Origin of the sequence: Nocardia sp. NPDC059236, assembly GCF_042754085.1 — a bacterium.
Taxonomy (GTDB): Bacteria; Actinomycetota; Actinomycetes; order Mycobacteriales; family Mycobacteriaceae; genus Nocardia.
Map to the genome: position 1 here is coordinate 198,801 of NZ_JBHZAF010000008.1, position 23,803 is coordinate 222,603.

Sequence of the window (23,803 nt, forward strand, 5' to 3'; positions counted from 1 at the left end):
GGTTCAGGACGCGGAAGTGCCCACCGCCGAAGGCGTTCCGGTGGCGAAACGCGCGGCGCGACGGCGCAATCGATGATCGGGCCGGCGGTCGCGGGCGGCCGGGACGGCGGGCGGTGTCCGGAAGAACCAGTGCTTCGCGGTTTCCGCCAGCGCGAGGTACACGAGGATCATGGCGAGCAGCGCGACGAAGAAGGCGCCGGGCAGCGGCTGGAAGCCGAGCGTGGCGGCCAGCGGCGTCACGGGCAGCAGTGCGCCGATTCCGACCGCGGCCAGCGCGGCGGTGAGTAGGGCGACGCTCGGGTGGCTGCGGAAGAAGGGCGTTCTGCGGGTGCGGATCACGAACAGCACCAGGGTCTGGGTGGCCAGCGATTCGACGAACCAGGCGGTGTGGAAGAGGGCTTCGCCCGCGTGGAAGACCCACAGCATGATGCCGAAGGTCGCGAAGTCGAACACCGAGCTGATGGGACCGAACACCAGCATGAATCGCCGGATCAGCCCGATGTCCCAGCGCGCGGGCCGGGCCAGCTGCTCCTCGTCGACGTTGTCGGTGGGGATGGCGAGCTGGCTGGAGTCGTAGAGCAGATTGTTGAGCAGGATCTGCGAGGGCAGCATGGGCAGGAACGGCAGGAACGCGGAAGCGCCCGCCGCACTGAACATATTGCCGAAATTGCTGGACGTGCCCATCAAGACGTACTTCATGGTGTTGGCGAACACGCGCCGGCCCTGGGTGACGCCGTCCGCCAGGACCTGCAGGTCCTTCTCGAGCAGCACGACGTCGGCGGCGTCCTTGGCGACGTCGGTGGCGGCATCCACGGAGATTCCGACATCGGCGGCGTGCAGGGCGAGCGCGTCGTTGACGCCGTCGCCGAGGAACGCGACATCGACGCCGAGCGACCGCTGCGCGCGGACGATGCGCGCCTTCTGCTCGGGATCGATGCGGGCGAAAACTGTTGTGGTGGCCAGCTTCCCGGTGAGCTCGGCGTCGGTGAGCCGGTCGAGGTCGGCGCCCGACAGGGTGTCGCCCGCCGGTAGGCCCAGCTGTTCGCAGACCCGCGCGGCCACTGTCGGATGATCGCCGGTGATGACCTTGACCGCGACGCCGAGCCTGGCCAGGCGGCTGATCGCCTCGCGCGCAGAGGCTTTCGGCGGGTCGAGGAACACGAGGAACCCGGCCAGCCGCAGACCGGTCTCGTCGGCGGCCGTCAGCGACGTCCGCCCGGGCGCTGGACGGGTCGCGACGGCGACCACGCGGTGCCCGGCCGCGAACTCGGCGCCTAGCGCCCGGGTGGCCGCGTCCGGCACGTTCTCGCAGCAGGCGAGGACGGCTTCGGGCGCTCCCTTCGTAATGATCGTGCCCCCGGTGTCCGGTGCATCGACCAGGACCGAGACCATGCGCCGCCGATGATCGAAAGGCAGTGTGGCGAGCCGGGTGTGCCGCTCGGCGCCGTCCCGCGGTGCGAGCGGCGCGGCCCACAGTGCCGTGTCGAGCGCGTCACCGCCGGCGAGCCGGCCGTTCTGGATCACGCCGTCGGTGCAGGCCATGCCCAGCTCGATGACATCGCCGTCGGTGTCCGGTTCGGCGGCGACCGCGCGCATGAATTCGATCCGCCCCTCGGTCAATGTGCCGGTCTTGTCGGTGAACAACACTTCGATGTCGCCGAGATCCTCGATGCAGACCAGCCGCTTCACCAGCACCTTGCGCTGCGCCAGGATTCGTGACCCGGCCGCCAGACTGGTCGACACCACCGCCGGCAGCAGTTGCGGGGAAATGCCGACCGCGATCGCCAGCGAGAACATCAGCGCGTCCAGCAGCGGCCGGTGCAACACCAGGTTCACTGCGAAGATGCCGATCGTCAGAACGGCGGCGACGCGCACCAGCAGCATCGAGAACCGGCGCAGCCCGGCCTGGAACTCGGTCTCGGGCTCCCGGCGCGCCAAACCGACGGCGATACGGCCGAATTCGGTGTCGCCGCCCGTCGCTGTCACGACGCCGCGGCCGGTCCCGGCGGCGACCACCGTGCCCATGAGTGCACAGCAGGCCAGCTCGGACACCGGGCTGCCCGCCGCTACCGGGTCGGTCGATTTGATCACCGGTTCCGACTCGCCGGTCAGTACCGATTCATCGCACTGCAGTCCGGTGACGGACAGCAGCCGGAGATCCGCGGGCACCAGTTCGCCGGGCCGCAGCTGGACGATGTCGCCCGGAACCAGCTCCGCGAGGTCGACCGATCGTGCCTGTCCGGCACGCGTCACCACGACTCGATGCCGGATGCGCTCGTGCAGTGCGGCCGCCGCCTGCTCGGCGCGGAATTCGTTGACGGTGCCCAGCCCGACGGACATCGCCACGATCACCCCGATGACCACCGCGTCGCTGCGCTCGCCGAGGAAGAACGACACCAGGGCGGTCACGGCGAGCAGCAGCAGGAGCGGCGAGCGCAATTGCCGCGCGATGACCGGCACGATGCGTGCGCGATGAGCCTGGATGGCGTTCGGCCCGAAAAAGCTTGCCCGTCCGGCATATTCGGATTCGGTCAGCCCTTCGTCGCCGGTGGCCAGTGCGGTCAGAATCCGGTCGGCGGGCCGCGCCGCCGCGTCCGTGGCGGGTATTGCCCGAACCGTGTGTGGCAGTGTGCGATTCGTGGCCGAGGACAGCGTGTGGACGTGCATACAGTCGAGGGTTCCGCTGTCCGGGCCTGGCCGATAGGGCCTGCTCGCATCCGGGGAGGGGACCAAAGACCTTGTAATCGAGGACTTGCCGCCGCTGTTGGATAGCCCCGGCCTCGGGGGTCTGTCGGGTCGGTGTGGGCGGATGCGGGAACGCGCGATCGCCGCGCCTTCGGCCGAAGACGCGGCGGGGGAGCGCGGTTCGCTCTACTGCGGACGCGGATGGTCGCCACGCAGCTTGGACGCGTAGACCGCGGCCTGGGTTCGGCGTTCCATGCCGAGCTTGGCGAGCAGCCGGGAGACGTAGTTCTTGACCGTCTTCTCCGCGAGGAACATGCGTTCGGCGATCTGCCGGTTGGTCAGCCCGTCGCCGAGCAGGTCGAGAAGTTTGCGCTCCTGGTCGGTGAGCCCCGCCAGCGGGCCGTCGGACTGGGTGCTGCGGCGCAGCCGATCCATCAGGGCCGCGGCGGCGCGGTTGTCCAGCAGCGAGCGGCCGGCGCCGACCTCCTTGATGGCCTTCGCCAACTCCATGCCCTTGATGTCCTTGACCACGTAACCGCTGGCTCCGGCGAGGATCGCGTCCATCATGGCCTGCTCGTCGGTGAACGAGGTGAGGATGAGGCAGCGCAACGCATCGACGCGCGAGAGCAGTTCACGGCAGAGTTCGATGCCGTTCCCATCCGGCAGCCGGACATCGAGGACCGCGACATCCGGTTTCAGCGCCGGGATTCTGGCCAAGGCCTGGGCCACATCGGAGGCTTCACCGATGACGGTGAGTTCCGGGTCGCCCTCGAGCAGGTCGACGAGTCCCCGGCGAACGATCTCGTGGTCGTCAACGAGAAAAACCTTGATCATGGCCGGTTCCCAATCTGTAGGTCGTCGTGGTCAAACATAGCTCTCAGGGCGGATTATCGGAGATGGCCGGACGGAGCCGGGCCGCCGGGGGTGGCGGGAGCGGTGACCTCCAGGATCTGTTCGAGGGGCAGCCGTGGGGTATGCGTCGGCTGCCGGTCGGAGGCGGGAACCGTGCCGACCCGCACCAGCACCTGGGGCTGCTCCACACGGCCGGTGAGCTCGCGGATGACCGCTCGGCTCTGCGGCACTTCGGTGACGTGGGTGATCGGGCAGGTCGCGTATCCCGCGACCGTACATTCGAGCAGGATGGTGGACAGCGCCTCGCCGCAGCGCACCAGGTCGGCCGAGGTGCTGCCGCTGGACACCACGAGGACCACGGACTCGTCGTCCTGGACATCGGCGCGGCGCGGCTCGTCGCCGACGGCCGGGAACACGCGGCTCAGATCGACCCGCTCGCGCTCCTCAGCAGACACCCGGGCCGTCGGCGGGATACCCTCCGCGGGGAGCGAATGCCCTGTCCACCACTGCAATTCGGCTTGATAGCCGGAATCGTAGCGGCGTATCGCCGCGGTGAGCCGTGAGGCGCGGGCGAGCTCGGTGCGGGCCTCGGGCGGCAGCACGGTGATCACCGCGTCGAGCGGGTCGACGATGACCGGCAGTACCGGTTCGAATTCGCGCCAGTCCGCCGGTGCGGCGAAGGGGAGCCGGTCGGTGTAGCGAACCGTGATGGCGGCGGTCCGATCCCGGTCGGCGTCGGTCACGATCCGCGACGGCTCGAAGGTCACCGTCGCCGGCTGATCATGCCGGTTGGGGTTGGGGAAGTACGTGACCTGCGTCTGCCACCCCGCCGCGGCCAGCGCGGCGCGCAGATGCCCCAGCGCGAGGCCACAGCTGATCAGCATCTGCCGCCCGGACTGGTCGGTGGCGGGGAGCATGCGCGATGGCACCGAGAACAGGTGCAGGGCATCGCCGTCGAACACCCAGCGCCACGGCTGGCTGTTGTGCAGGGAGGGCGCGCGACCGGCCAGCCGGACTGCCTGCTCGATCGTGTCGCCGCTGGGTAGTTGGCTCATGGACTCACGCTAGGACGGGTGGCGTGTGCGCTACAGGGGCCGTTGGTCCTCGTTACGGTGCTACAGGACCCTTGGCCCGGCGCCCGGCTGCACGCACGCTGAAGCCGTGGACGACAACATGCAGCCCGTGCCGCTGATCGACGCGCGGCGCCATGACGCGGTGATCTTCGATATGGACGGCGTGGTGACCGACAGCGCCCGCGTCCATGCGGCGGCCTGGAAGGAGATGTTCGACGACTTCCTCGCGCATCGGGCGCCGGCCCCGGGCGAGAACCTGTCGCCCTTCACCGACGACGACTACCTGCGGTGGGTGGACGGTGAACCGCGCTACCGCGGAGTGTCCGATTTCCTTGCCGCACGCGGTATTTCGTTACCCGAAGGCGATCCCGCCGACGCCGATGACGCGGGAACGGTGTGCGCACTCGGCAACCGCAAGGACCGGTTGTTCCTCGAACGGCTCGCCCGCGACAGCGTCCCCGCGTTCGACTCCACCGTGGCCCTGGTGCGGCGCCTGCAGACGGCGGGTATCGGTGTCGCGGTGTTCTCCGCCAGCCGCAACTGCGCCGACGTGCTGCGGGCCGCCGGTATCGGAGACCTGTTCGCGGTGCGGGTGGACGGCATCGTGGCGGCGGAGCTGGGGCTGGCGGGCAAGCCCGACCCGGCGATGCTGCGCGAGGCCGCGCGCCGGCTGGGCGCGGAGCCGGAACGGACCGTCGTCGTCGAGGACGCGGAGGCCGGTGTCGCGGCGGGCCGGGCCGGTGGATTCGGTCTGGTGATCGGCGTCGACCGGGGCGGGCACGGCGATCGGCTGGCCGAGCGCGGGGCCGATGTGGTGGTGCCCGACCTCGATCGGGTGCGGCTGCGCAACGGTTTCCGGCGGATGTCGGAGGTGCCGGCGGCGGTCGCGGGTCGGCTCGGTGACCTGCTCGACACCGAAAAGGCCTCCGTCCTGCTCGATTTCGACGGCACGCTGTCGGCCATCGTTCCCGATCCGGCGGCCGCGACCCTGGTGGAGGGCGGCGCGGCGGCCCTGGCGCGGCTCGCGGCGCAGTGCCCGGTTGCCATTGTCAGCGGGCGCGAGCTGGCGGATCTGCGTGACCGGGTGGGTGTCGACGGACTCTGGTACGCCGGGTGTCACGGCTTCGAATTGCAGGCCCCGGACGGCACGACGTACGTGCACGATGCCGCTCCGGGCGCCGAGCGTGCGCTGGCAGCGGCAGCGGAGGAGCTGACGCGGTCCTTGAGCGCCGTCGAGGGGATCCTGGTGGAGCACAAGCGCTTCGCGGTCGCCGTGCACTATCGGCGGGTCGCCCCGGAACAGGTCGGCGCGGTGACGGCCGCCGTGCACGCGCAGGCGCACGAGCGCGGCCTGCGCGTGACGGGCGGACGCAAGGTGGTCGAACTGCGGCCGGACATGGACTGGGACAAGGGCACTGCGCTGCAGTGGATCCTCGGCCATCTCGTCATGCCGATGTTGCCGATCTACGTCGGCGACGATCTCACCGACGAGGACGCCTTCGATGCCGTGGAGGCCGAGGGCATTTCGATCGTGGTCCGGCACGACGAGAACGGCGACCGGCGGACCGCCGCCCGCTTCGCGCTGCCCGGACCCGAGGGCGTGGGCTCCTTCCTCGACGATCTGGCCGTCCTGCTGGCCGCCGAATCCGCTGGGGCCGTATCGGATTCGTGGGTGTTCGCCTTCGACGGGTACGACCCGGCGCACGAGCGGCTGCGGGAGGCGCTGTGCACCGTCGGAAACGGATATCTCGCCACCCGCGGGGCCGCGCCGGAGTGCGCCGCGGGGGAGCACCACTACCCGGGTACCTATGTCGCCGGTATCTACAACCGGCTCTTCGATCAGATCTCAGGGCGCACGGTCGACAACGAGAGCCTGGTGAACCTACCGAACTGGCTGCCGGTCACGTTCCGGATCGGCGACGGCGACTGGCTCGATATCGACACCGTCGAATTGCTTTCCTATCGACAGGAATTCGATCTGCGCCGGGCAGTCCTGCTGCGGCACTTCCGCTTCCGGGACGGCACCGGTCGCATCACCGCGGTGCGGCAGCGGCGGTTCGCGGCCATGCACGCGCCGCACCTGTGCGCGCTCGAGACCGCGGTGACCGCCGAAAACTGGTCGGGCACGGTGGTCTTCCGCTCAGAGGTGGACGGCGCGGTGAGAAACAGTCTGGTGGCGCGGTATCGGGACCTGTCGGAGGATCACCTCGAGCGGGTCTCGGCGCGGGAGCTGTCACCCGAATCGGTGCTGGTGGTGGTGCGCACCGGGCAATCCCGGATTCCGGTTGCGACCGCGGCGCGCGGCACGCTGCACCGAGAGGATGTGAAGCTGTGTCCCGCCACGGAACTCGTCGAGAGCGACGGGTCGATCGGGCACGACCACGGCGTCGCGATGACCGAGGGTGACACGGTCGTGCTGGAGAAGATCGCGGCCGTGGTCACCGGCCGCGACCACGCGGTCTCGGCCCCGGACGACGAGGCCGCGCGCGCACTGCGCAGTGCCGGCCGGTTCGCGGACCTGCTCGAATCGCACACGGCCGCCTGGGAACATCTCTGGGATCGGCTCCGAATCGATCTGGGCGGCGGTGAGCACGCGACCCGGGTGATCCGGTTGCACCTGCTGCATCTGGTGCAGACCCTCTCGCCACACACCGCCGATCTGGACGTAGGGGTCCCCGCGCGGGGTCTGCACGGCGAGGCCTATCGGGGGCACGTCTTCTGGGACGAACTGTTCGTGCATCCGGTTCTGAGTCCTCGCTTCCCGCGACTCGCCCGCGGTCTGCTGCGCTACCGATACCGGCGGTTGCCGGAGGCGCGTCGCGCGGCGGCCGCCGCCGGGTTGTCCGGGGCGATGTTCCCGTGGCAGTCCGCCTCCGACGGCCGTGAGGAAAGCCAGCTCATGCATCTGAATCCGCTGTCGGGGCATTGGAATCCGGATCCGAGCCCGCGCGCCCACCATATCGGCAGTGCCATCGCCTACAACGTCTGGCAGTACTTCCAGGCGACCGGCGACCTCGAATTCCTCACCGACTACGGCGCCGAGCTCATGGTGGAGATCGCCCGGTACTGGGCGAGCCTGGCCGACTACGACCCGCGCCACGACCGGTATCACCTGCGCGGGGTCATCGGGCCCGACGAATTCCACACCGGTTCGCCGAGCGCACCGGGATCCGGCGTGGACGACAATGCCTACACGAATGTGATGGCGGTGTGGACGTTGCTGCGGGCGCGCGACGCGCTGGAACGGCTGACGCCCCGTGCACGGGCGGAACTGCTCGAATCGCTGCGGGTCTCACCGGTGGAACTGACGCGGTGGGAGCACGTCGGGCGGCGGATGTACGTGCCCTTCCACGACGAGGTCATCAGCCAGTTCGACGGTTACGAGCAACTGGCCGAACTCGATTGGGACGGCTACCGGCAGCGCTACGGCGAGATCCAGCGGCTCGATCGCATCCTCGAGGCCGAGGGTGACGACGTCAACCGCTACCGGGCCGGCAAACAGGCCGATGTCCTGATGCTGTTCTATCTGTTCTCCGCCGACGAATTGCGGGAGGTGCTCGGACACCTCGGCTACGACCTTCCCGGGGAGATGATTCCGCGGACGATCGACTACTACCTGGCCCGCACGTCGCATGGATCGACGCTGAGCGCGCTGGTCCACGCCTGGGTGCTGGCCCGCGCACATCGGGCGCGGGCGATGGAATTCTTCGACCGGGTCCTGGATTCCGATATCGCCGATATCCAGGGCGGGACCACGCAGGAGGGAATCCACCTCGGCGCCATGGCCGGAACCATCGACCTGGTTCAGCGGTGCTTCACCGGAATGGAGATCCGGGCCGATCGCCTCATCTTCAACCCCTGCTGGCCCGACGAGCTGGGGGAGCTGCGCTTCTCGATCGTCTACCGCGGGCACCGGCTCGCGATCAGGGTCAGCGCCTCCGACCTGGAGGTCGCCGCCGATCCGGGTGTGGCGGACCCGGTGGAGATCCATTACGACGGGTTCACCGAGCTGCTGCCGGCGGGGGCGACGGTCCGAATGCCGGTGAGCCGCAAGGCATCCGATCCGGATCCGCTCACGACCGCAGCTGACTGACGCCCCACCGGGCCAGCCCGATCGCGACGGCCAGGTATTCGACGACCGCGAGATACACCAGCACCGCGCCGTACAGCCGAGCCCAGAGGGAGATGTAATCGGTGGCGGCGGGAACCGCGACCACCATCGCCGCGCCGAGGACCAGGGCCACGGTCGCCACGGCATGCGGTGTTGCGGGAGGATTCATGGCAGCAAGTTTTGTCGCGGCTCGCGCGAATCAGCAGGGCCGATGTTCCCGACACCGGTGGGACCAACGGCCGAAGTCCCAGGCCGCTCAGCCCGTCGCCGCGCAGAGGTCTTTGGTCCTCACTCCGAGGACGATCGCCTGCAGAGGGCGGTCAGGTCCCATTTCTACCGTGAGAGTACGAGCCCCTCCCGGGCGCCGACGATTTCACCTCACCGGAGGTCAGGATGACAAACCAGGAACTCGACGATCCGCATCGGCTGGCCTCGGCGCCCGTTGTGGTCGGCGTGGACAATTCGGAAGGTTCGGCGCGGGCGGTGCACTGGGCCGCGAACTACGCCGCACAGCGGCAGCGGCGACTGCACATCGTCCACGGCCTGGATCTGGTGGCGGTCAGCCGTGGCGTCGGTCCCTACTCGGTGGCGGCGCCGTCGCTGGCCGAGGCCGTCAAGGCCGCCGGTGCGGCGGCCATCGCCCGGGCCCGGCTGGCCGCCGGCGACTACGAGCCGGAACTGACGGTCTCCTCCGCGGTGTCGACCGACAGTCCCGCCCAGCTGCTGATCGATCTCAGCGAGTCCGCCTTCGCGGTGGTGATCGGGGCGACCGGGACGGCCGGCACGCTCTCGCATCTGGGATCCACCCTGTTCTCGGTGACCAGTCACGCCCGGGGCGCGGTGGTCGTGGTGCGGCCGGATCCCGACGCCGCCAATGCCGTTCGCGGCTCGGGTCCGGTCGTGGTCGGCGTGGACGGCAGCCGCGTGAGCGAGGCCGCGATCGCCGCGGCGTTCGCCGAAGCCTCCGAACGGGGGGTGGGGTTGGTCGCCGTCCACGTCTTCAGCGATTGGGACACCGGGCAATTCGCCGGCGAGGTGATCCCGGTCGTGACCGCGGAACTGGCCGGCGTAGAGGAGGCCGTCCTGGCCGAGCGGCTGGCCGGTTGGCAGGAGAAGTATCCGGACGTCGAGGTGACCCGCCAGGTGTTCGCCTCCGGGCCCGCCGGGCAGCTGGGTGAGCTGTCGAAGACCGCGCAGTTGGTGGTGGTCGGTAACCGCGGTCGTGGCGGATTCATGGGAATGCTGCTCGGATCCACCGCCCATTGGCTGGTGCAGCACGCGCACTGCCCGGTGATGGTCGTGCATGCCGATGACGAGGAGGCGAAGCGATGACGCTGACCATGCCCGGCGCCGGAACCGGAATCCGGGACGATCTGATCGATCTGGACGCGTGGTGGCGGGCCGCCAATTATCTGGCCGCCGGGCAGATCTACCTCATGGACAACCCGCTGCTCACCGAGAAGCTGCGGCCCGAGCACATCAAGCAGCGGCTGATCGGCCACTGGGGAACCGTGCCCGGGGTGACCCTGACCTACGCCCACCTCAATCGGGTCATCATGCGGACCGGGCAGCAGATGCTGTTCGTGCTGGGCCCCGGCCACGGGGCGGCGGCGCTCACCGCTGCGACCTGGCTCGAGGGCACCTATTCGCTGCGGCACCCGGAGGTCGGACAGAACCTGGCCGGGATGCGAGAACTGTTCCGGCAGTTCTCCTTCCCGGGCGGTGTCCCCAGCCATGCCTCACCGCATCTGCCGGGTTCCATCCACGAGGGTGGCGAACTGGGCTATTCGCTCGCCCATGCCACCGGCGCGGCGCTGGACAATCCGAATCTGGTGGTGGCGTGCATGATCGGTGACGGCGAGGCCGAAACCGGGGCCCTGGCCACCAGCTGGCACGGGTCGCTGTTCCTGGACCGCGTCACCGACGGCACCGTGCTGCCGATCCTGCACCTCAATGGCTACAAGATCGCGAATCCGACGCTGCTGGCGCGCATGTCGCGCGGCGAGCTCGACGCCATGCTCAGCGCGCACGGCTGGGAGCCGATGTATGTCGACGGCGACAATCCGGCCGAGGTCCACGACCGGTATGCGACCGTGCTCGACGAGGCGATGGAGCGGATCCGGGAGATTCGCGAGTTCGGCGAGCGCGGCCTGGGTCCGCGCGACCCCTGCCGTCCGATGATCGTGTTGTCGACTCCGAAGGGGTGGACCGGTCCGATGATGGTGGACGGCGTGCGCGTCGAGGGCACCTTCCGGGCGCACCAGGTGCCGTTGCCGGGCGTACGGGAGAATCCGGAACACCTTGCGCAACTGGAGGACTGGTTGCGGTCCTATCGGCCCGAGGAGCTCTTCGACGACGAGGGCCGTCCGGTGGACCGGATCGCGCGCCTGCATCCCGAGCACCTGCGGATGAGCGCCAATCGCGCCGCGCACGGTCACGACAGCGTCGACCTGCAACTGCCCGACCCGGCCGACTACACCCTCGAATTGCCCGCGCCCGGAACCGAATCGGCGGAGGCGACGCGGGTGCTGGGCGGGTATCTGCGCGACGCGCTGGTCGAGAATCCGCACAATCTGCTGTTCTTCTCGCCGGACGAGCACACCTCCAATCGCCTGGACGCCGTTCTCGAGGTCACCGGCCGGCGCTGGCGCGCCAGGCGGATCGCGGGCGATGATCGGCTGTCCCCGGACGGCCGCGTCTTCGAGGTGCTGTCGGAGCATTTGTGCCAGGGCTGGCTGGAGGGTTATCTGCTGACCGGCAGGCACGGTGTGTTCTCCACCTACGAGGCCTTCGCGCACATCATCGACTCGATGGTGGTGCAGCACGCCAAATGGCTGCACATGGCGGCGGAATTCCCCTGGCGCGAGCCGATTCCCAGCCTGAACTACCTGATCACCTCGCACGTGTGGCGGCAGGATCACAACGGGGCGTCCCATCAGGATCCCGGATTCATCGACCACGTGCTCAGCAAGCGGCCCGAGGTCAGCCGGGTATACCTGCCGCCGGACGCCAACTGCCTGCTGCACGTCTTCGACCACTGCCTGCGCAGCCGCGGCCGGGTCAATGTCGTGGTCGCCGGGAAGCAGCCCGCGTTGCAATACCTCGACGACGAGGCGGCGCGACTGCACTGCGAGCAGGGTCTGGGCGTCTGGCACTGGGCGAGTTCGGATTCCGATCGTCCCGCCGAGGTCGTGCTGGCCTGTGCCGGGGACGTCCCCACCCAGGAAGCCCTGGCCGCCGGGGCGCTGTTGCGAGAACTCGTGCCGGACTTGGCGATCCGTTTGGTCAACGTGGTGGACCTGGCCCGCCTGTTCCCGCCGGATCGCCATCCGCACGGGATCTCCGACGAGGAATACCGCTCCGTCTTCACCGACGCGCCGGTGATCTTCGCCTTCCACGGCTACCCCTGGCTCATCCACCGCATCGCCTACCGCCGCCCCGGCCACGACGTCATGCACGTCCACGGATTCACCGACAACGGCACCACCACAACACCTTTCAGCATGTGCGCCATGAACGGCATCGACCGCTTCACCCTGGCGGCCGCAGCCCTTGCCGAGGTGCCGCGCCTGTCCGAACAGCTCGCCCCGCTCACCGAGGAGCTCACAGCCCGCCGTGAGGCCGCCGACGCCTACGCCCGCCGCTACGGCATCGACCCACCGGAGATCACCGACTGGCGCTGGCCCTCCTAGCCCGGGGGGTGGCGCATTAGGTTACTGATCAGTTGCCCAGTCTGTTTCTACCGTTGTGACTGGTCGATTGGTCTTGTCATCCCCCAGATCAGCATTGTCCGGCGAATCATATGAATGCGCTGATCAGGCATGTTAATTGAAGTAACACATATCACCCCCTAATCGGCGGCCGGCCTGGTGGATATCGGCGGCGCGCTCGATAGGGTTCCAATCCTCCACTACAGCAGGATTTTTCGATCCCGAGCCGTGCCACGCGCAGAGGATCGAGGAGACGTGAGCCGCTCACCCCTTCGCGGCGGCTCACGGTCGTCCCGCGGATTGCCTGCAACGATCCCGGTGACGACGTCGAGGTCGACGCCCGGGTGCGGCTGGTTTGCTGCCCGCCCGGGCGTCGATCCACCATGGCCGGCCCAATCCATCCTGGGAGCGCCGCGAAAAACTGGCCCGGCCCGGCCATCGCCGTGTGGTAGCTCGCCGGGCCACTTCCGCTCCGAGTCAGTCAGTGCGCTGTCCATCAGCGACGTCGAATCGATTGATAACTGCTGGATCTTGGTAGCTGGTTATCCCAGTGATCCGGTCTGCATCCACCGACAGCACCACCACTGCGAACAAGGTGAATGCCGAGTCCGGGTGCTCGCGCCGGTAGGCCACCGCGGCGGGCTGCCCATTCACGACCGTGGGATGCATCCGGTATCGACCGGCCGTCGTGCCGACCAACTGGGCCAGGCGTGCCAAGCAGCGGTCTTTGCCCGACAACGAGGTACCCCTGGGAACAGACTCGAGGGTGGCGTCCTCTCGCAACAGCTCGGTGAGCGCAGCGATATCGGCGTTTTCGAACGCAGCCATGTACCGGTCGAGAACGGCGCGGGCCTGCGGCGAATCCGGTTCGAGCACAGCGTGATCCGCAGGTGCTAGTTCATCCACTGTGGCGCGAGCGCGTTGCAACGCACTCTTGACCGCCGCGACACTGATGCTGAGCATGTCGGCAACCTCGACCGCGGGATAGGAGAGCACCTCACGCAGAATGAACACCGCCCGCTGGCGCGGTGGCAGATGCTGCAGGCTCGCTACCAGCGCTAGCCGCAGATTCGATCTGGACACCGCGATCTCGGCGGGGTCATCGCTCGAACCTTCGTACAGCCGGTTGGGGAATGGCTCGATCCAAAGCGGATCGGAGGAACCGGCGGCGAGCGGTGAACCGGGGTCCTCGCTAGCTGGGCCGAGTCCGGACGGCAGGACTCGGCGCTGCTGATGGACCACTGCTGTCAGGCACAGGTTGGTGGCAATCCGGTAGAGCCAGACCCGCACCGTCGAGCGCTGTTCGAACGACTCCCAGCCGCGCCACGCCCGGAGGTACGTCTCCTGAACGAGATCTTCGGCCTCCTGTACCGACCCGACCATTCGGTAACAGTGCGCGATCAGCTCCGGCCGGTATCGGTCGGCGTAGTACAGAAACTCGTTCCGATCGATCGTGCCGGAAATAGTCGGCCGCATCTCAGCTCCTCCACGAATGCCAGGGAGTCATTTCCGGATGAACGCGGCCGCGAAGGTACGCAGCGCTTCGGGGTTGAGTGCATCAGCGAACCCGACGATCAACTCGTCGACTCCCGCCTGCTCGTAGACGGCGAGTCGGTCACCAATGGTGTCGAGGGTGCCGATAAGCCCGTAGTCGGCGAGCAGGCCGGGAAAAACCAGGGGAGCCCACTCTGGAACCGCGGCCCGGGCTTGTTCGTCGGTGTCGGCGATGATGCAGTAGGACGTGGAGGTCTTCGTAATCGTGGAGAAGTCGCGTCCCACATCGGTGCAATGCTTGGCGAGGACGCTGTACTTGCGGGCCACCTCGTCCGGCGGTTCCTGGACGTTACACAGGTCCCCGTACTTCGCGACCAGTCTGAGGGTGACCTTTTCACCGCCGCCGGCGATCATCATCGGGATGCGCGGTTGTTGCACGCCGGCGGGCTGGTTGACCACCCCCGCGGCCCTGAAATAGCTGCCGTCGAAGGTGGTCGCCTGGTCGGTCCACATCGACGTGATGATTTGCAGCGCCTCCTCGAGCCGCCGCAGCCGCTCGGGTGCGGCCGGGAAGTCGTAGCCGAAGGCCCGGTATTCGTCCTCGTACCAGCCCGCGCCGATTCCGAACTTCAGTCGCCCGCCCGAGATGACATCGAGGGTCGATGCCATCTTCGCCAGCAGGGTCGGATTGCGGTAACCGTTGCCGGTCACCAGCTGTCCCAGCTTGATGTCCTTGGTCTCCCGGGCCAGCGCCGCCAGAGTGGTCCATGCCTCGAAGACATAGGCGCCAGGCGGCCCGAACGGAATGAAGTGATCCGGCGCCCAGATCGTGTCGAATCCGCATTCGTCGGCGACCACCGCGAGATCACGGATCGTCGTGAACGCTGCCACCGGGTCGGTGTAGCCGTAGAACTCCTGGGTAGTCCCGGTCGGGATATAAAGGCTGAGTTTCACAGGGTGTCGTCCTTTCGAGATTTGGTGCGCATATCTCTAGGCGAAGAAGCTCATCGCGGTTCCGTGTCGCGCTGCGGGCTACCGTGATACGCCTCGATGAGCCATCTCCCGTCATGCTGTACAAGCACCCAGGTCCCCCACTCCCACCGCTCGGCCGCAGGCTCGGTCTCACCCCTCGGCACTGTGACACTCTTGGAGATCACCACTGCGGTGCCGCCGTCGAGAAACCGGATGTAATCCACCTCATGGATGCGTCGCGAGGACTTCAACGGGCCGGCGAACGCCGCTCCCATGCCGGCACGAATTGCTTGTTTGCCCGGCAGGTACACACCCGGCAGGATCGCCGTGGCAGTGTCGGCGTAGCACCCGACGAACGCTTCGACATCACCGTCGGCCCACGCCGCCGACGCCGCGTCGAACAGCGCCCGCACAGCGCTGTCCACCGCTCCGGCAGCGGGATTCGCATAGCTGGTCATCGATCGTCCTCACTCTCGACTGTCCGGTCGCGCCGCTCGCGCGCCCGGTTTGTAGTGCACAGAATGAAGACTTCGGCCGGACCGAAAAGGAATCGCAAACAATGACGGCCATGCTCACGGCCAACCTCGCGGCGCACTCGCAGCCCCGCCGTCGACGATACGATGACCTGCCTCCCGGAAAGTGTCTGGGCCACATGCCGATTGGGGTGCTGGAGATGGACGGGGAGTCCCCAGGAAGATGGGTTTGTGATGCTGGAGTACTAGGGGCAATGGTCATCTCGAGTGCGACCTGTCGACTCTGCTGAGCCTGCTAGTGGCTGCGCCAGGCTCGGGAATGCCGCCCTGAGAGGACTGATTCCCATGACCACCGCCCGTGCCTTCATCACCGCCGCCGTCTTCCTATGGCTGGGCATGGTGCTGGCCATCTCGTTCATCGAGGCGCCGCTGAAGTTCCGTGCCCCGAATGTCACCCTCGCCATCGGACTCGGCATCGGCCGCCTGGTCTTCCGTGCCCTCAACGGCGTCGAATCCCTACTCGCCATCCTCGTTCTCGCTGCCGTCTGGGCCGATCCTCCCGGTGCTGCGACGACCCTCGCCCTCGCCGTCGCGATCGGCGCACTGGTCATGCAGCTCGCTTTCGTGCGCCCCCGGCTGACCCGGCGCAGCGACGCGGTGCTGGCCGGGGACGAGGGGCCGCGTTCGCGCAGCCACTATGCCTACGTTGCCCTCGAAGTCCTGAAGGCGATCGCCCTCCTCAGCGCCGGCGTGCTCGTCCTGGACAGCGCGATGCGATGACTTCGCGCGCTACGGTGCTCTGATGGGTGACGCCACAGGGCGGTGGCTGCCCGGGACGCGACAGTTCCGGGGTTACCGGCGTGGCTGGCTGCGGTCCGACGCCGTGGCCGGAGTCACCGTGGCGGCCTATCTGATTCCGCAGGTGATGGCGTATGCGACGGTGGCCGGTCTGGCGCCGATCGCGGGCCTGTGGGCGGTGCTCGGCCCGCTGGCCGTCTATGTGGTGCTGGGGACCTCACGGCTGCTGTCGGTCGGGCCGGAATCGACGACCGCGCTCATGACGGCGGTGGCGCTGGCGCCGCTGGCCGCGGGTGACTCCGCCCGCTACGCGGCGTTGGCCGCAGCGCTCGCGCTCCTGGTCGGAGCCTGCTGTGTGGCCGGCGCGGTGACCCGGCTGGGGGTATTGGCCGACCTGCTGTCGAAGCCGGTACTGGTCGGCTACTTGGCCGGGACGGCAGGAATCATGATCGTGGGCCAGCTCGGCCGGGTCAGCCGGGTGAGCGTGACAGGCGAGTCCATCCCCGATCAACTGCGGTCCTTCGCTGCGCATGTCGACGAATTGCATTGGCCTACCGTGTGTCTGGCCGGCGGCACCCTGGCCTTGCTGCTGCTGCTGGCGGCGTGGCGGGCGCCGCGGCTGCCGGGTCCGCTGGTGGCGGTGCTGGGCGCGACAGTGGTGGTTGCGGTGTTCTCGTTGCGGGAACGCGGGATTCGCGTGGTGGGTGAGATCCCGTCCGGGCTACCGGTTCCGGGCATACCGCACGTCGCGGTCGCGGACCTGGCGAAACTGCTGCTGCCAGCGGTCGGGATCGCCCTGGTCGGATTCTCCGACATGGTTCTGACCGCCCGCGCGTTCGCGGCCCGGCACGGCGTGGCCGTCGACGCGAACCGCGAACTGCTCGCCATGGGCGCGACCAACCTGACCGCCGGTGTCTCGCAGGGGTTTCCGGTCAGTTGCAGTGGCAGCCGCACGAGCATCGCCGACGCCGCGGGTGCGCGTACCCAGCTGTACGCGGTAGGGGCGCTGCTGACGGTGCTCGCCGTCTTGTTCTGGGGACGGACCGTGCTCGCCGCGTTCCCGGCCGCCGCGCTGGGCGCGTTGGTCATCTACGCCGCGCTGCGGCTGATCGACCTGCCGGAGTTCCGTCGCCTGGCGCGATTCCGTCGCAGCGAGCTGGTGCTCGCGCTCAGCACGGCCCTCGCGGTGCTGGCGGTCGGCGTCCTGTACGGGATCCTCATCGCCGTCGGCCTGTCGATCCTGGACCTGCTGCGCCGGGTGGCCCGCGCCCACGACGCGATCCAGGGCTTCGTCACCGGTCTGGCCGGCATGCACGACATCGACGACTACCCGGAGGCGACGACCGTGCCCGGACTGGTGGTCTACCGGTACGACGCCCCCCTGTGCTTCGCCAACGCCGAGGACTTCCGCCGCCGTGCGCTGGCGGCCGTCGATACCGTCACCGCGGCGGTCCCGGTCCGCTGGTTCGTCCTCAATGCCGAGGCCAATGTCGAGGTCGATCTGACCGCACTGGATGCCCTTGATCAGCTCCGCACCGAATTGGCTTCCCGTGGCGTGGTTTTCGCGATGGCGAGGGTCAAGAAGGATCTGCGCGCGGCGCTCGACGCGGCCGGGCTCACCGCCCGTATCGGGGCCGATCGCCTGTTTCCGACGCTGTCGACGGCGCTGGCGGCCTATCGGCACCAGACCGGCGACCTCGGACCGGCGGATCGGTGACTTTCGGCCGTCACCGAGCGGCCCTGGAAGCGAGATGCTGAACGGGCACACAAGAAACTCCAGGGACGAGGTGCAGGGCCATGTCGCACGATTGCTCACTGCCGTGGCGGGTGTGGCGGATGCGGCCGTGGAACACGAATCCGCTCATGCGGGCATCCGACCGCTGGGAGTCGGTGCTGCACATGCTGGTGGTCGTCCTGCTGCTGCTGGCCGTGCCGGTCGCCGCCGCGGTCGGCACCGAGACGTACACCCGCAGCGCCGCCCACATCAGCGTTGCGAACGCTTCGAAGACCACGGTCCACGCGACGGTTCTGACCACGCCGAAGGAAGTCCAGCCGGCCGGTCCCGCGCAGCCGGCGCGTTTCGAGTCACAGGTGCAATGGCAGCGCGACGGGAACCTCGCGACCGGAACGATCGAGATCCGGCGCGATACGAAGGCCGGTGACACGGTGCAGCTCTGGGTCGGGCCCGACGGCCTGGTCACCGACCCGCCGCGGGAACCCGAAATGGCGATGTGGGACGGCGTCGGCACCGGTCTCGCGCTGCTCATGGGAGCTGGATTCGGAGTCCTCGCGCTGCTCTGGTGCGTCAGCCAGGGGCTGGAACGCCTGCACGCCGCACGTTGGGAGGCGGAGCTGCGCGGGCTCGGCCGTCCCATCGGCACCTAGTCACCACAGACCATCGGGAGGATACCGGTCATGAGCGCCGACCCCAGTTCTGTTGCCGGGCAACCGATGTCGCGCATCATCATCGCCGCCGTCGACGGCTCGGCGACCTCGTACCGGGCGGCGGTGTGGGCCGCGGTGGCCGCGGATCTGCACGGCTGCGGACTGCACCTCGTCACCTCCATCTCGCTGCCCGTCGGCGAAATCCCCGGCGAGTTGCTCGGCGACACCGACCTGGAGCTGCTGGACCGGGACGGCCAGCGAATCGTCGGCGAAGCCGGCCGCGTGGTGCGCGCCGCGGCGACGGGTGCGGCCGTGCCGATCACGACCGAGGTAATTCGCGAACCCATCATCGACTATCTCCTCGATCAGTCCCGGCACGCGCGTGCGATCGCCGTGGGCAGCCGCGGACTGGGCGCGATCCGGCGCGGCCTACTCGGCTCGGTGGCCGATGCGGTCACCCGGCACGCGCACTGCCCGGTAGCGGTGATCCATGCGACCGCGGCGGCCGATCCGCTGTCGGCGGAGAAGCCGGTGCTGGTCGGCATCGACGGCTCACCCCACAGCGTGCCCGCAGTGGAATTCGCGTTCCAGGAGGCCTCGGTACGCAAGGTCGGGGTGACCGCGCTACACGTCTGGACCGATGTTCTCGGCTCATACGTGCCACTGATCGGCTGGGAGCCGCTGCGTGCGCAGGAGAACGAACTGCTCTCCGAGCGGCTCGCCGGGTTCGGCGAACGCTATCCCGACGTGCCGGTCCGTCGCATGCTGGTGACGGAACGCCCGGCCCAGGCTCTGCTCCAGGAATCCGAGCACGCGCAATTGGTCGTGATCGGCAGCCGCGGCCGCGGCGGCTTCACGGGCATGCTGCTCGGTTCCACCAGTTCCACCGTGTTGCACAACGTCGAGACCCCGACGGTCGTCGTGCGCGCGTAATCGAGGATCAGGTGTCGGTCATGACCGAATTACAGCCGCTGGATGCGGGATTCATCGAACTGGAGGACTCCGACCGGCATATCAGCCTCGGTATCGCCGCCGTGGCGATCCTGGCCGGTGCGCCTCCCGGTCGTGCGGAATTCACGGCGGCGTTGGCCGAGCGGGTCTCGGCCAACGACCGCCTGCGGCAGCGTGTCCGGCGTGCGCCACTGGACCTGGCCGTACCGGTATGGGAGGACGACCCGAATTTCGATCTCGCCCACCATCTCCGATGGAGCGCGCTGCCCGCGCCTGCCGACGAGCCCGCCCTGCGCGAATTCGTCGCCGGTGAGCTGGTGGAGCGCCTGGACCGTGATCATCCGATGTGGGAGTGCGTAGTCATCGACCACCTCGCGGGCGGGCGCTGGGCCGTGATCGTGAAGGCGCACCACAGTCTGGTCGACGGTGTCTCCGGCGTGAATCTGTTCGAAAGCTTCTGTGATGAAACGGAAGTTGAGAGCCGAGAGGAGGCGGCGCCGGACACCGATGCCGCCGGAGGCAGCAACTGGTTCGACTGGGCGGTCACCGGGCTCCGGCTGCCGGTGGAGGTGCCACGGTATGCGCTGAGCCTGGCCCGCAGCCTGGCCCCGGTGGCAGCCGCACTCGTCTCCACGCCCGCGGCCTCCTCGCTCAACGGTCCGATCGGCAGGCAACGGCGCTATGCGATCGCGCGAGCCTCGCTCAGCGAGATCCGGGAGATCGGCCACGGCTTCGACGCGACGGTCAACGACGTCGTGCTGGCCGCGGTGACATCGGCGTACCGCGCGGTTCTGCTCGGGCGCGGGGAAGAACCCACCGGGAACAGCGTGCGGATTCTCGTCCCGGTGTCGATGCGAGCCGCCGACGCGAAATCGTTTCTCGACAACCGGGTCTCGGCGGTCCTGTCCCTGCTGCCCTTGCACCTGGACGACCCGGTCGAACGACTCACCGCCATTCATCGGCGGATGGCCCGGCACAAGTCGGGCGGGGCGGCGCAAGCCGAGAAGTCGCTGCTCGCCCTCGCCGGCCGGCTCCCGTTCGCTCCGGTCGCCTGGGGCATGCGGCTGTGGTCGCATCTGCCGCAGCGCGGCGTGACGGCCGTGGCGACCAACGTCCCGGGCCCGCGCCGCACCCTCACCATGCTGGGTCGCGAGGTCCTGGAGCTGATACCGGCCATTCCCATCGCCATGCGCCTGCGTACCGGCATCGCCATCCTGAGCTACGGCGATCAGCTCACCTTCGGCATCACCGGCGACTACGACTCCACCCCCGACCTCGAGGTGCTCGCCGACGGAATCCACACCGCCATAGCCGAACTGCTCACCGCCGCGCGAGCCCGGCCACAGCACCCGGCCGAGTAGGTCTCCGGTGCTCGGGCCCACCGTCGGACAGCCAGAGGTCCCGCTACCAGCGGGACCAAAGTCCTGCCCACGGTGCCACCGGCAGCGGCGAAAGGCCGTCGGGCGTGGGACTTCGGCTTCTGTCTGCGGTGCCCGGTCGCGGCGGACGATCGGATCGGCGGGCGGATCGACGCGCTCGCGGACGGAGGACACAATGGTTACCGAGTACGGGGGCCACGGCATCGGGGCGGCGGCTGTGCGGCCGCCGAACGCACTGCGACATGCGCTGGGGGAGTACAGGACACGGCATTCCGGCGCGGTTGTCGAGCCAACGGCGCCCGCGTCGGCGGTGCCCGCGGCGCGCGGGGTGCGCGAGGTGCGTGCACGGTGGTTCGCCATGGTGACGGCCGGGGAATTCCTCGGGTTCCTCGTGCCTGCACTCGCGGGTGCGCTCATCGCACACGCGAGTGGGGCGGCGGTTGCCGCCGTCATGCTGACGGCGGGGGCCGTCGAAGGCGCCGTCCTCGGGTACTTCCAGGCTCGGGTGTTGCGAACACTGTTGTCCTGTTTGCGAATTCGCGAATGGATGGCGGTCACCTCGGCCGGCGCGGTGGTGGCGTGGTCGATCGGGGTGCTGCCCATGCTCTACGGCGAACGATTCGGCGCCTGGCCCACCTGGGCACAGGTTCCGGTGGCCGTCGCGGGCTCGGTGATCGTGGTGTCCTCGATCGGTGTCGCGCAGTGGACGGTGTTGCGCCGCTTCAGTGATCGGTCCGCACTGTGGATCCTGGCCAACGCGGTGGCATGGATCGGTGGGCTCATCGCCTTCACGGTGGTGGCGCCGCCGCTGTGGCAGCCGGGCCAGCCGCTGATTCTCACCGCCGCCATCGGTGCGCTGGGCGGTGCGGCCATGGCCGCCGCCATGGCGTGGGTGACCGGTGCCTTCCTGACCCAGGTACTGGCCGACGGACATCGCCGGACGCCGCCTACGGAGCGCCGATCCTGAAGCCCCGCACCGGATTCCCCATCGAGACCGTGCTCGACCCTTTGTTCCGAACAGGAGAACGACATGAACCCCGAACCCTCCACCGTCCGCTCCGTCCGACTGCGCGGCGACCTGGACGAACCGCTCTCCCGCTGGCTGTGGCTGGTGAAATGGATCCTGGCGATACCCCACTACATCGTGCTGTTGTTCCTGTGGATCGCCTTCTGGGTGGTCACGGTGGTGGCGTGGTTCGCGATCCTGTTCACCGGGCGCTACCCGCGCTCGCTGTTCGACTTCACCGTGGGTGTGATGCGCTGGTCCTGGCGGGTGCAGTTCTACACCTATGCGGCGCTGGGCACCGACAGGTATCCGCCGTTCACCCTGCGGCAGACCGACTATCCGGCGGATCTGGAGATCGATTACCCCGAACAGCTCTCGCGCGGGCTCGCTCTCGTGAAATGGTGGCTGCTCGCCATCCCGCACTATTTGATTCTGGCCGCCCTGTTCGGCGGCGGTGTGATGCTCGGTGGCGATACGGGCGACAACGACGCCAGCAACACGATTCCGCTGATCGGCGTGCTGGTACTGATCGCCGCGGTCGCCCTGCTGTTCACCGGCCGCTACCCGCGCGGACTGTTCGGATTCGTCCTCGGCGTGAACCGGTGGTTCTACCGCGTCCTGGCGTATTCGGCGCTGCTGACCGACGACTATCCACCCTTCCGGCTCGACCAGGGCCCGCGGGAACCAGCCGAGGATGTCGTGCCGTGACAACGAGATTCCCCCGGGTGCCGGAACGCTGGGCAGTCATCGCCGTGCTGCTGGCGGTCGCCGTGGTGCTGGCCGCTGCGGCGCTGGTGGCGATCCTCTGCGATCGCAGTGATCAGTCCGCGCCGTCACCGCCGGCCCTCGTCGCCTCGTCGGCCGGTGCCGACTTCCGCTACGAACTCCTCTGGCCCTTCTGCAGCCTTGCCGAACACCCGGCCGCTCAACCGCACAGCACGACGGGACAGGGGGAGTGATGCAACAGATCCCGGCTCGTGGAACCGAACAATGCGGCGGTCGCGGAGCTGCGGGCGTGGGTGCCGACGACCAGTAGCTGGGAGTCGCATCCCGCCTCCGCCAGAACGGCGGCGGGTACGCCTGGAACGGTCACCTCGGTGACCTCCACGCCCGGGTGAGCCAGGCGATGCGGGGCCAGTGCACTCGTCAGGACGGCATCGTCGGTGGCCGTGTGGTCGGCTGCCGGTCCGATCGCCACGATCCGGTTCCCCGGCCGGCAGTGCACGGCGGTCAGCGGCACCGAGAGTGCCTCGGCGAGTTCGAATCCCAGCGCGAGGGCCGCCGTACTGAGCGGGGTGCCGTCCACACCCACCGTGACCGGTTTCCGCCGCGGAATGCGACGACCCGCTCTACCGCGCCATACCGCGACCGGGCACCGCGCGTGGCGTGCGACCTCCATGGTCGTCGGGCCGACCAGCCGCCCATCCCAGGCGGTCTGGGCCCCGACCACGAGGATCCGGGCGTGCGAGCTGCGCGCGATGAGCGCGGGAGCGGCCGCCTCGGGGGTGACCTCGGTGGTGACGGGCAACTCCGGCGCACAGGAACGAACCAGTGCCACAGCGTGTTCGGTGGTGTGCGCGGCGATCTCGTGCCAGCGAACCACCCGTCCGCTCGGGTGAACGTGCTCCGGCTCGCCGTCGCCGCGGGGAAATCTCGGAGCGCAGGCGATCACGAGCGGTTCGTGGATGGCCGTGGCGAGATACGCGGCCCAGCGGACGGCATTGAGTGAAACCGTCGAGCCGTCCACCCCGGCCACCACGGCGTTGCGATCATGATCTGCGTCCATCGTTCCCTGCCTCCCGCCCGGCGTATCCGCGCGAAACCTGTCCCGACTTTTCGAGAATGACGCGTCACCGCCGATCGCACACGATGCGAGAGACCTCGATCGCGGTGACGTAAGACCATCCGCTCGCA

The 23,803-nt window shown here is 68.7% G+C and carries 18 protein-coding genes and 1 pseudogene; 11 read left to right on the forward strand and 8 right to left on the reverse strand.

Translation table 11 applies throughout. From position 1 onward, the window contains the following. Positions 1 to 3: 3 nt before the first annotated feature. From mgtA to ACFXIV_RS22415, 3 genes are all read right to left on the reverse strand, one after another. The gene (mgtA, locus tag ACFXIV_RS22405; RefSeq protein ID WP_379396115.1) at positions 4 to 2,667 is read right to left on the reverse strand and encodes a magnesium-translocating P-type ATPase; all 2,664 of its coding nucleotides are present in this window, start codon (positions 2,665 to 2,667) and stop codon (positions 4 to 6) included. Between the two features lie 204 nt (positions 2,668 to 2,871). After that, entirely contained in the window at positions 2,872 to 3,519 is a 648-nt protein-coding gene (locus ACFXIV_RS22410) for a response regulator (RefSeq protein WP_379396113.1), read from the reverse strand. Positions 3,520 to 3,572: 53 nt separating this feature from the next. Continuing rightward, positions 3,573 to 4,592: an Acg family FMN-binding oxidoreductase gene (locus ACFXIV_RS22415; RefSeq protein ID WP_379396111.1), complete on the reverse strand. Its 1,020-nt coding sequence runs from the start codon at positions 4,590 to 4,592 to the stop codon at positions 3,573 to 3,575. Between the two features lie 118 nt (positions 4,593 to 4,710). Here ACFXIV_RS22415 and otsB point away from each other — a divergent pair, with 118 nt between their 5' ends. Further along, positions 4,711 to 8,703 carry a trehalose-phosphatase gene (gene otsB / locus ACFXIV_RS22420; RefSeq protein WP_379396469.1) on the forward strand — a complete coding sequence of 1,331 codons (3,993 nt, stop codon included), beginning with the start codon at positions 4,711 to 4,713 and terminating at the stop codon, positions 8,701 to 8,703. Here otsB and ACFXIV_RS22425 read toward each other — a convergent pair. Next, complete coding sequence (locus tag ACFXIV_RS22425) at positions 8,684 to 8,890, reverse strand: hypothetical protein (RefSeq protein ID WP_379396109.1); 207 nt, start codon at positions 8,888 to 8,890, stop codon at positions 8,684 to 8,686. The two genes, otsB and ACFXIV_RS22425, sit on opposite strands and share 20 nt — an antisense overlap. 224 nt (positions 8,891 to 9,114) lie before the next feature. Between ACFXIV_RS22425 and ACFXIV_RS22430 the strand changes: the two genes are divergently transcribed. Both ACFXIV_RS22430 and ACFXIV_RS22435 read left to right on the forward strand, forming a co-directional pair. Next, entirely contained in the window at positions 9,115 to 10,053 is a 939-nt protein-coding gene (locus ACFXIV_RS22430; RefSeq protein WP_379396107.1) for a universal stress protein, read from the forward strand. Then, positions 10,050 to 12,413, forward strand: a complete 2,364-nt coding sequence (locus ACFXIV_RS22435; protein ID WP_379396105.1) for a phosphoketolase — start codon at positions 10,050 to 10,052, stop codon at positions 12,411 to 12,413. Before ACFXIV_RS22430 ends, ACFXIV_RS22435 begins: the two co-directional genes overlap by 4 nt. Positions 12,414 to 12,908: 495 nt before the next feature. Here the strand turns inward: ACFXIV_RS22435 and ACFXIV_RS22440 are convergent, their stop codons facing one another. From ACFXIV_RS22440 to ACFXIV_RS22450, 3 genes are read right to left on the reverse strand one after another with little or no spacing between them, the layout of a single operon-like run. After that, positions 12,909 to 13,907 (reverse strand): RNA polymerase subunit sigma-70, encoded by a 999-nt coding sequence (locus tag ACFXIV_RS22440; RefSeq protein WP_379396103.1) that lies wholly within the window; start codon positions 13,905 to 13,907, stop codon positions 12,909 to 12,911. A 27-nt stretch (positions 13,908 to 13,934) separates the two neighbouring features. Beyond that, complete coding sequence (locus ACFXIV_RS22445) at positions 13,935 to 14,879, reverse strand: LLM class F420-dependent oxidoreductase (protein WP_379396102.1); 945 nt, start codon at positions 14,877 to 14,879, stop codon at positions 13,935 to 13,937. Between the two features lie 50 nt (positions 14,880 to 14,929). Then, positions 14,930 to 15,355, reverse strand: a complete 426-nt coding sequence (locus tag ACFXIV_RS22450) for an SgcJ/EcaC family oxidoreductase (protein WP_379396100.1) — start codon at positions 15,353 to 15,355, stop codon at positions 14,930 to 14,932. A gap of 360 nt (positions 15,356 to 15,715) precedes the next feature. Between ACFXIV_RS22450 and ACFXIV_RS22455 the strand changes: the two genes are divergently transcribed. The 8 genes and pseudogenes from ACFXIV_RS22455 (at position 15,716) to ACFXIV_RS22490 (ending at position 22,848) form a co-directional block, all read left to right on the forward strand. Next, on the forward strand, positions 15,716 to 16,150 hold the full coding sequence (locus ACFXIV_RS22455; protein ID WP_379396098.1) for a hypothetical protein: 435 nt from the start codon (positions 15,716 to 15,718) through the stop codon (positions 16,148 to 16,150). A 22-nt stretch (positions 16,151 to 16,172) separates the two neighbouring features. Then, positions 16,173 to 17,885 carry a SulP family inorganic anion transporter gene (locus ACFXIV_RS22460; RefSeq protein WP_379396096.1) on the forward strand — a complete coding sequence of 571 codons (1,713 nt, stop codon included), beginning with the start codon at positions 16,173 to 16,175 and terminating at the stop codon, positions 17,883 to 17,885. 80 nt (positions 17,886 to 17,965) lie between these two features. Further along, positions 17,966 to 18,553, forward strand: a complete 588-nt coding sequence (locus ACFXIV_RS22465) for a hypothetical protein (protein WP_379396094.1) — start codon at positions 17,966 to 17,968, stop codon at positions 18,551 to 18,553. A gap of 30 nt (positions 18,554 to 18,583) precedes the next feature. Beyond that, on the forward strand, positions 18,584 to 19,486 hold the full coding sequence (locus ACFXIV_RS22470; protein ID WP_379396092.1) for a universal stress protein: 903 nt from the start codon (positions 18,584 to 18,586) through the stop codon (positions 19,484 to 19,486). Between the two features lie 20 nt (positions 19,487 to 19,506). Continuing rightward, the gene (locus ACFXIV_RS22475; protein WP_379421319.1) at positions 19,507 to 20,865 is read left to right on the forward strand and encodes a wax ester/triacylglycerol synthase family O-acyltransferase; all 1,359 of its coding nucleotides are present in this window, start codon (positions 19,507 to 19,509) and stop codon (positions 20,863 to 20,865) included. Between the two features lie 193 nt (positions 20,866 to 21,058). After that, positions 21,059 to 21,850: a hypothetical protein gene (locus ACFXIV_RS22480; protein ID WP_379396090.1), complete on the forward strand. Its 792-nt coding sequence runs from the start codon at positions 21,059 to 21,061 to the stop codon at positions 21,848 to 21,850. 75 nt (positions 21,851 to 21,925) lie between these two features. Beyond that, positions 21,926 to 22,597: pseudogene (locus ACFXIV_RS22485) on the forward strand (DUF4389 domain-containing protein); the annotation flags it as partial. Beyond that, positions 22,594 to 22,848 carry a hypothetical protein gene (locus ACFXIV_RS22490; RefSeq protein ID WP_379396088.1) on the forward strand — a complete coding sequence of 85 codons (255 nt, stop codon included), beginning with the start codon at positions 22,594 to 22,596 and terminating at the stop codon, positions 22,846 to 22,848. The pseudogene ACFXIV_RS22485 and the gene ACFXIV_RS22490, both read left to right, overlap by 4 nt. On the opposite strand, the gene ACFXIV_RS22495 is transcribed toward ACFXIV_RS22490, so the two are convergent. Beyond that, complete coding sequence (locus ACFXIV_RS22495; RefSeq protein ID WP_379396087.1) at positions 22,815 to 23,675, reverse strand: universal stress protein; 861 nt, start codon at positions 23,673 to 23,675, stop codon at positions 22,815 to 22,817. The two genes, ACFXIV_RS22490 and ACFXIV_RS22495, sit on opposite strands and share 34 nt — an antisense overlap. Between the last annotated feature and the right edge of the window lie 128 nt (positions 23,676 to 23,803).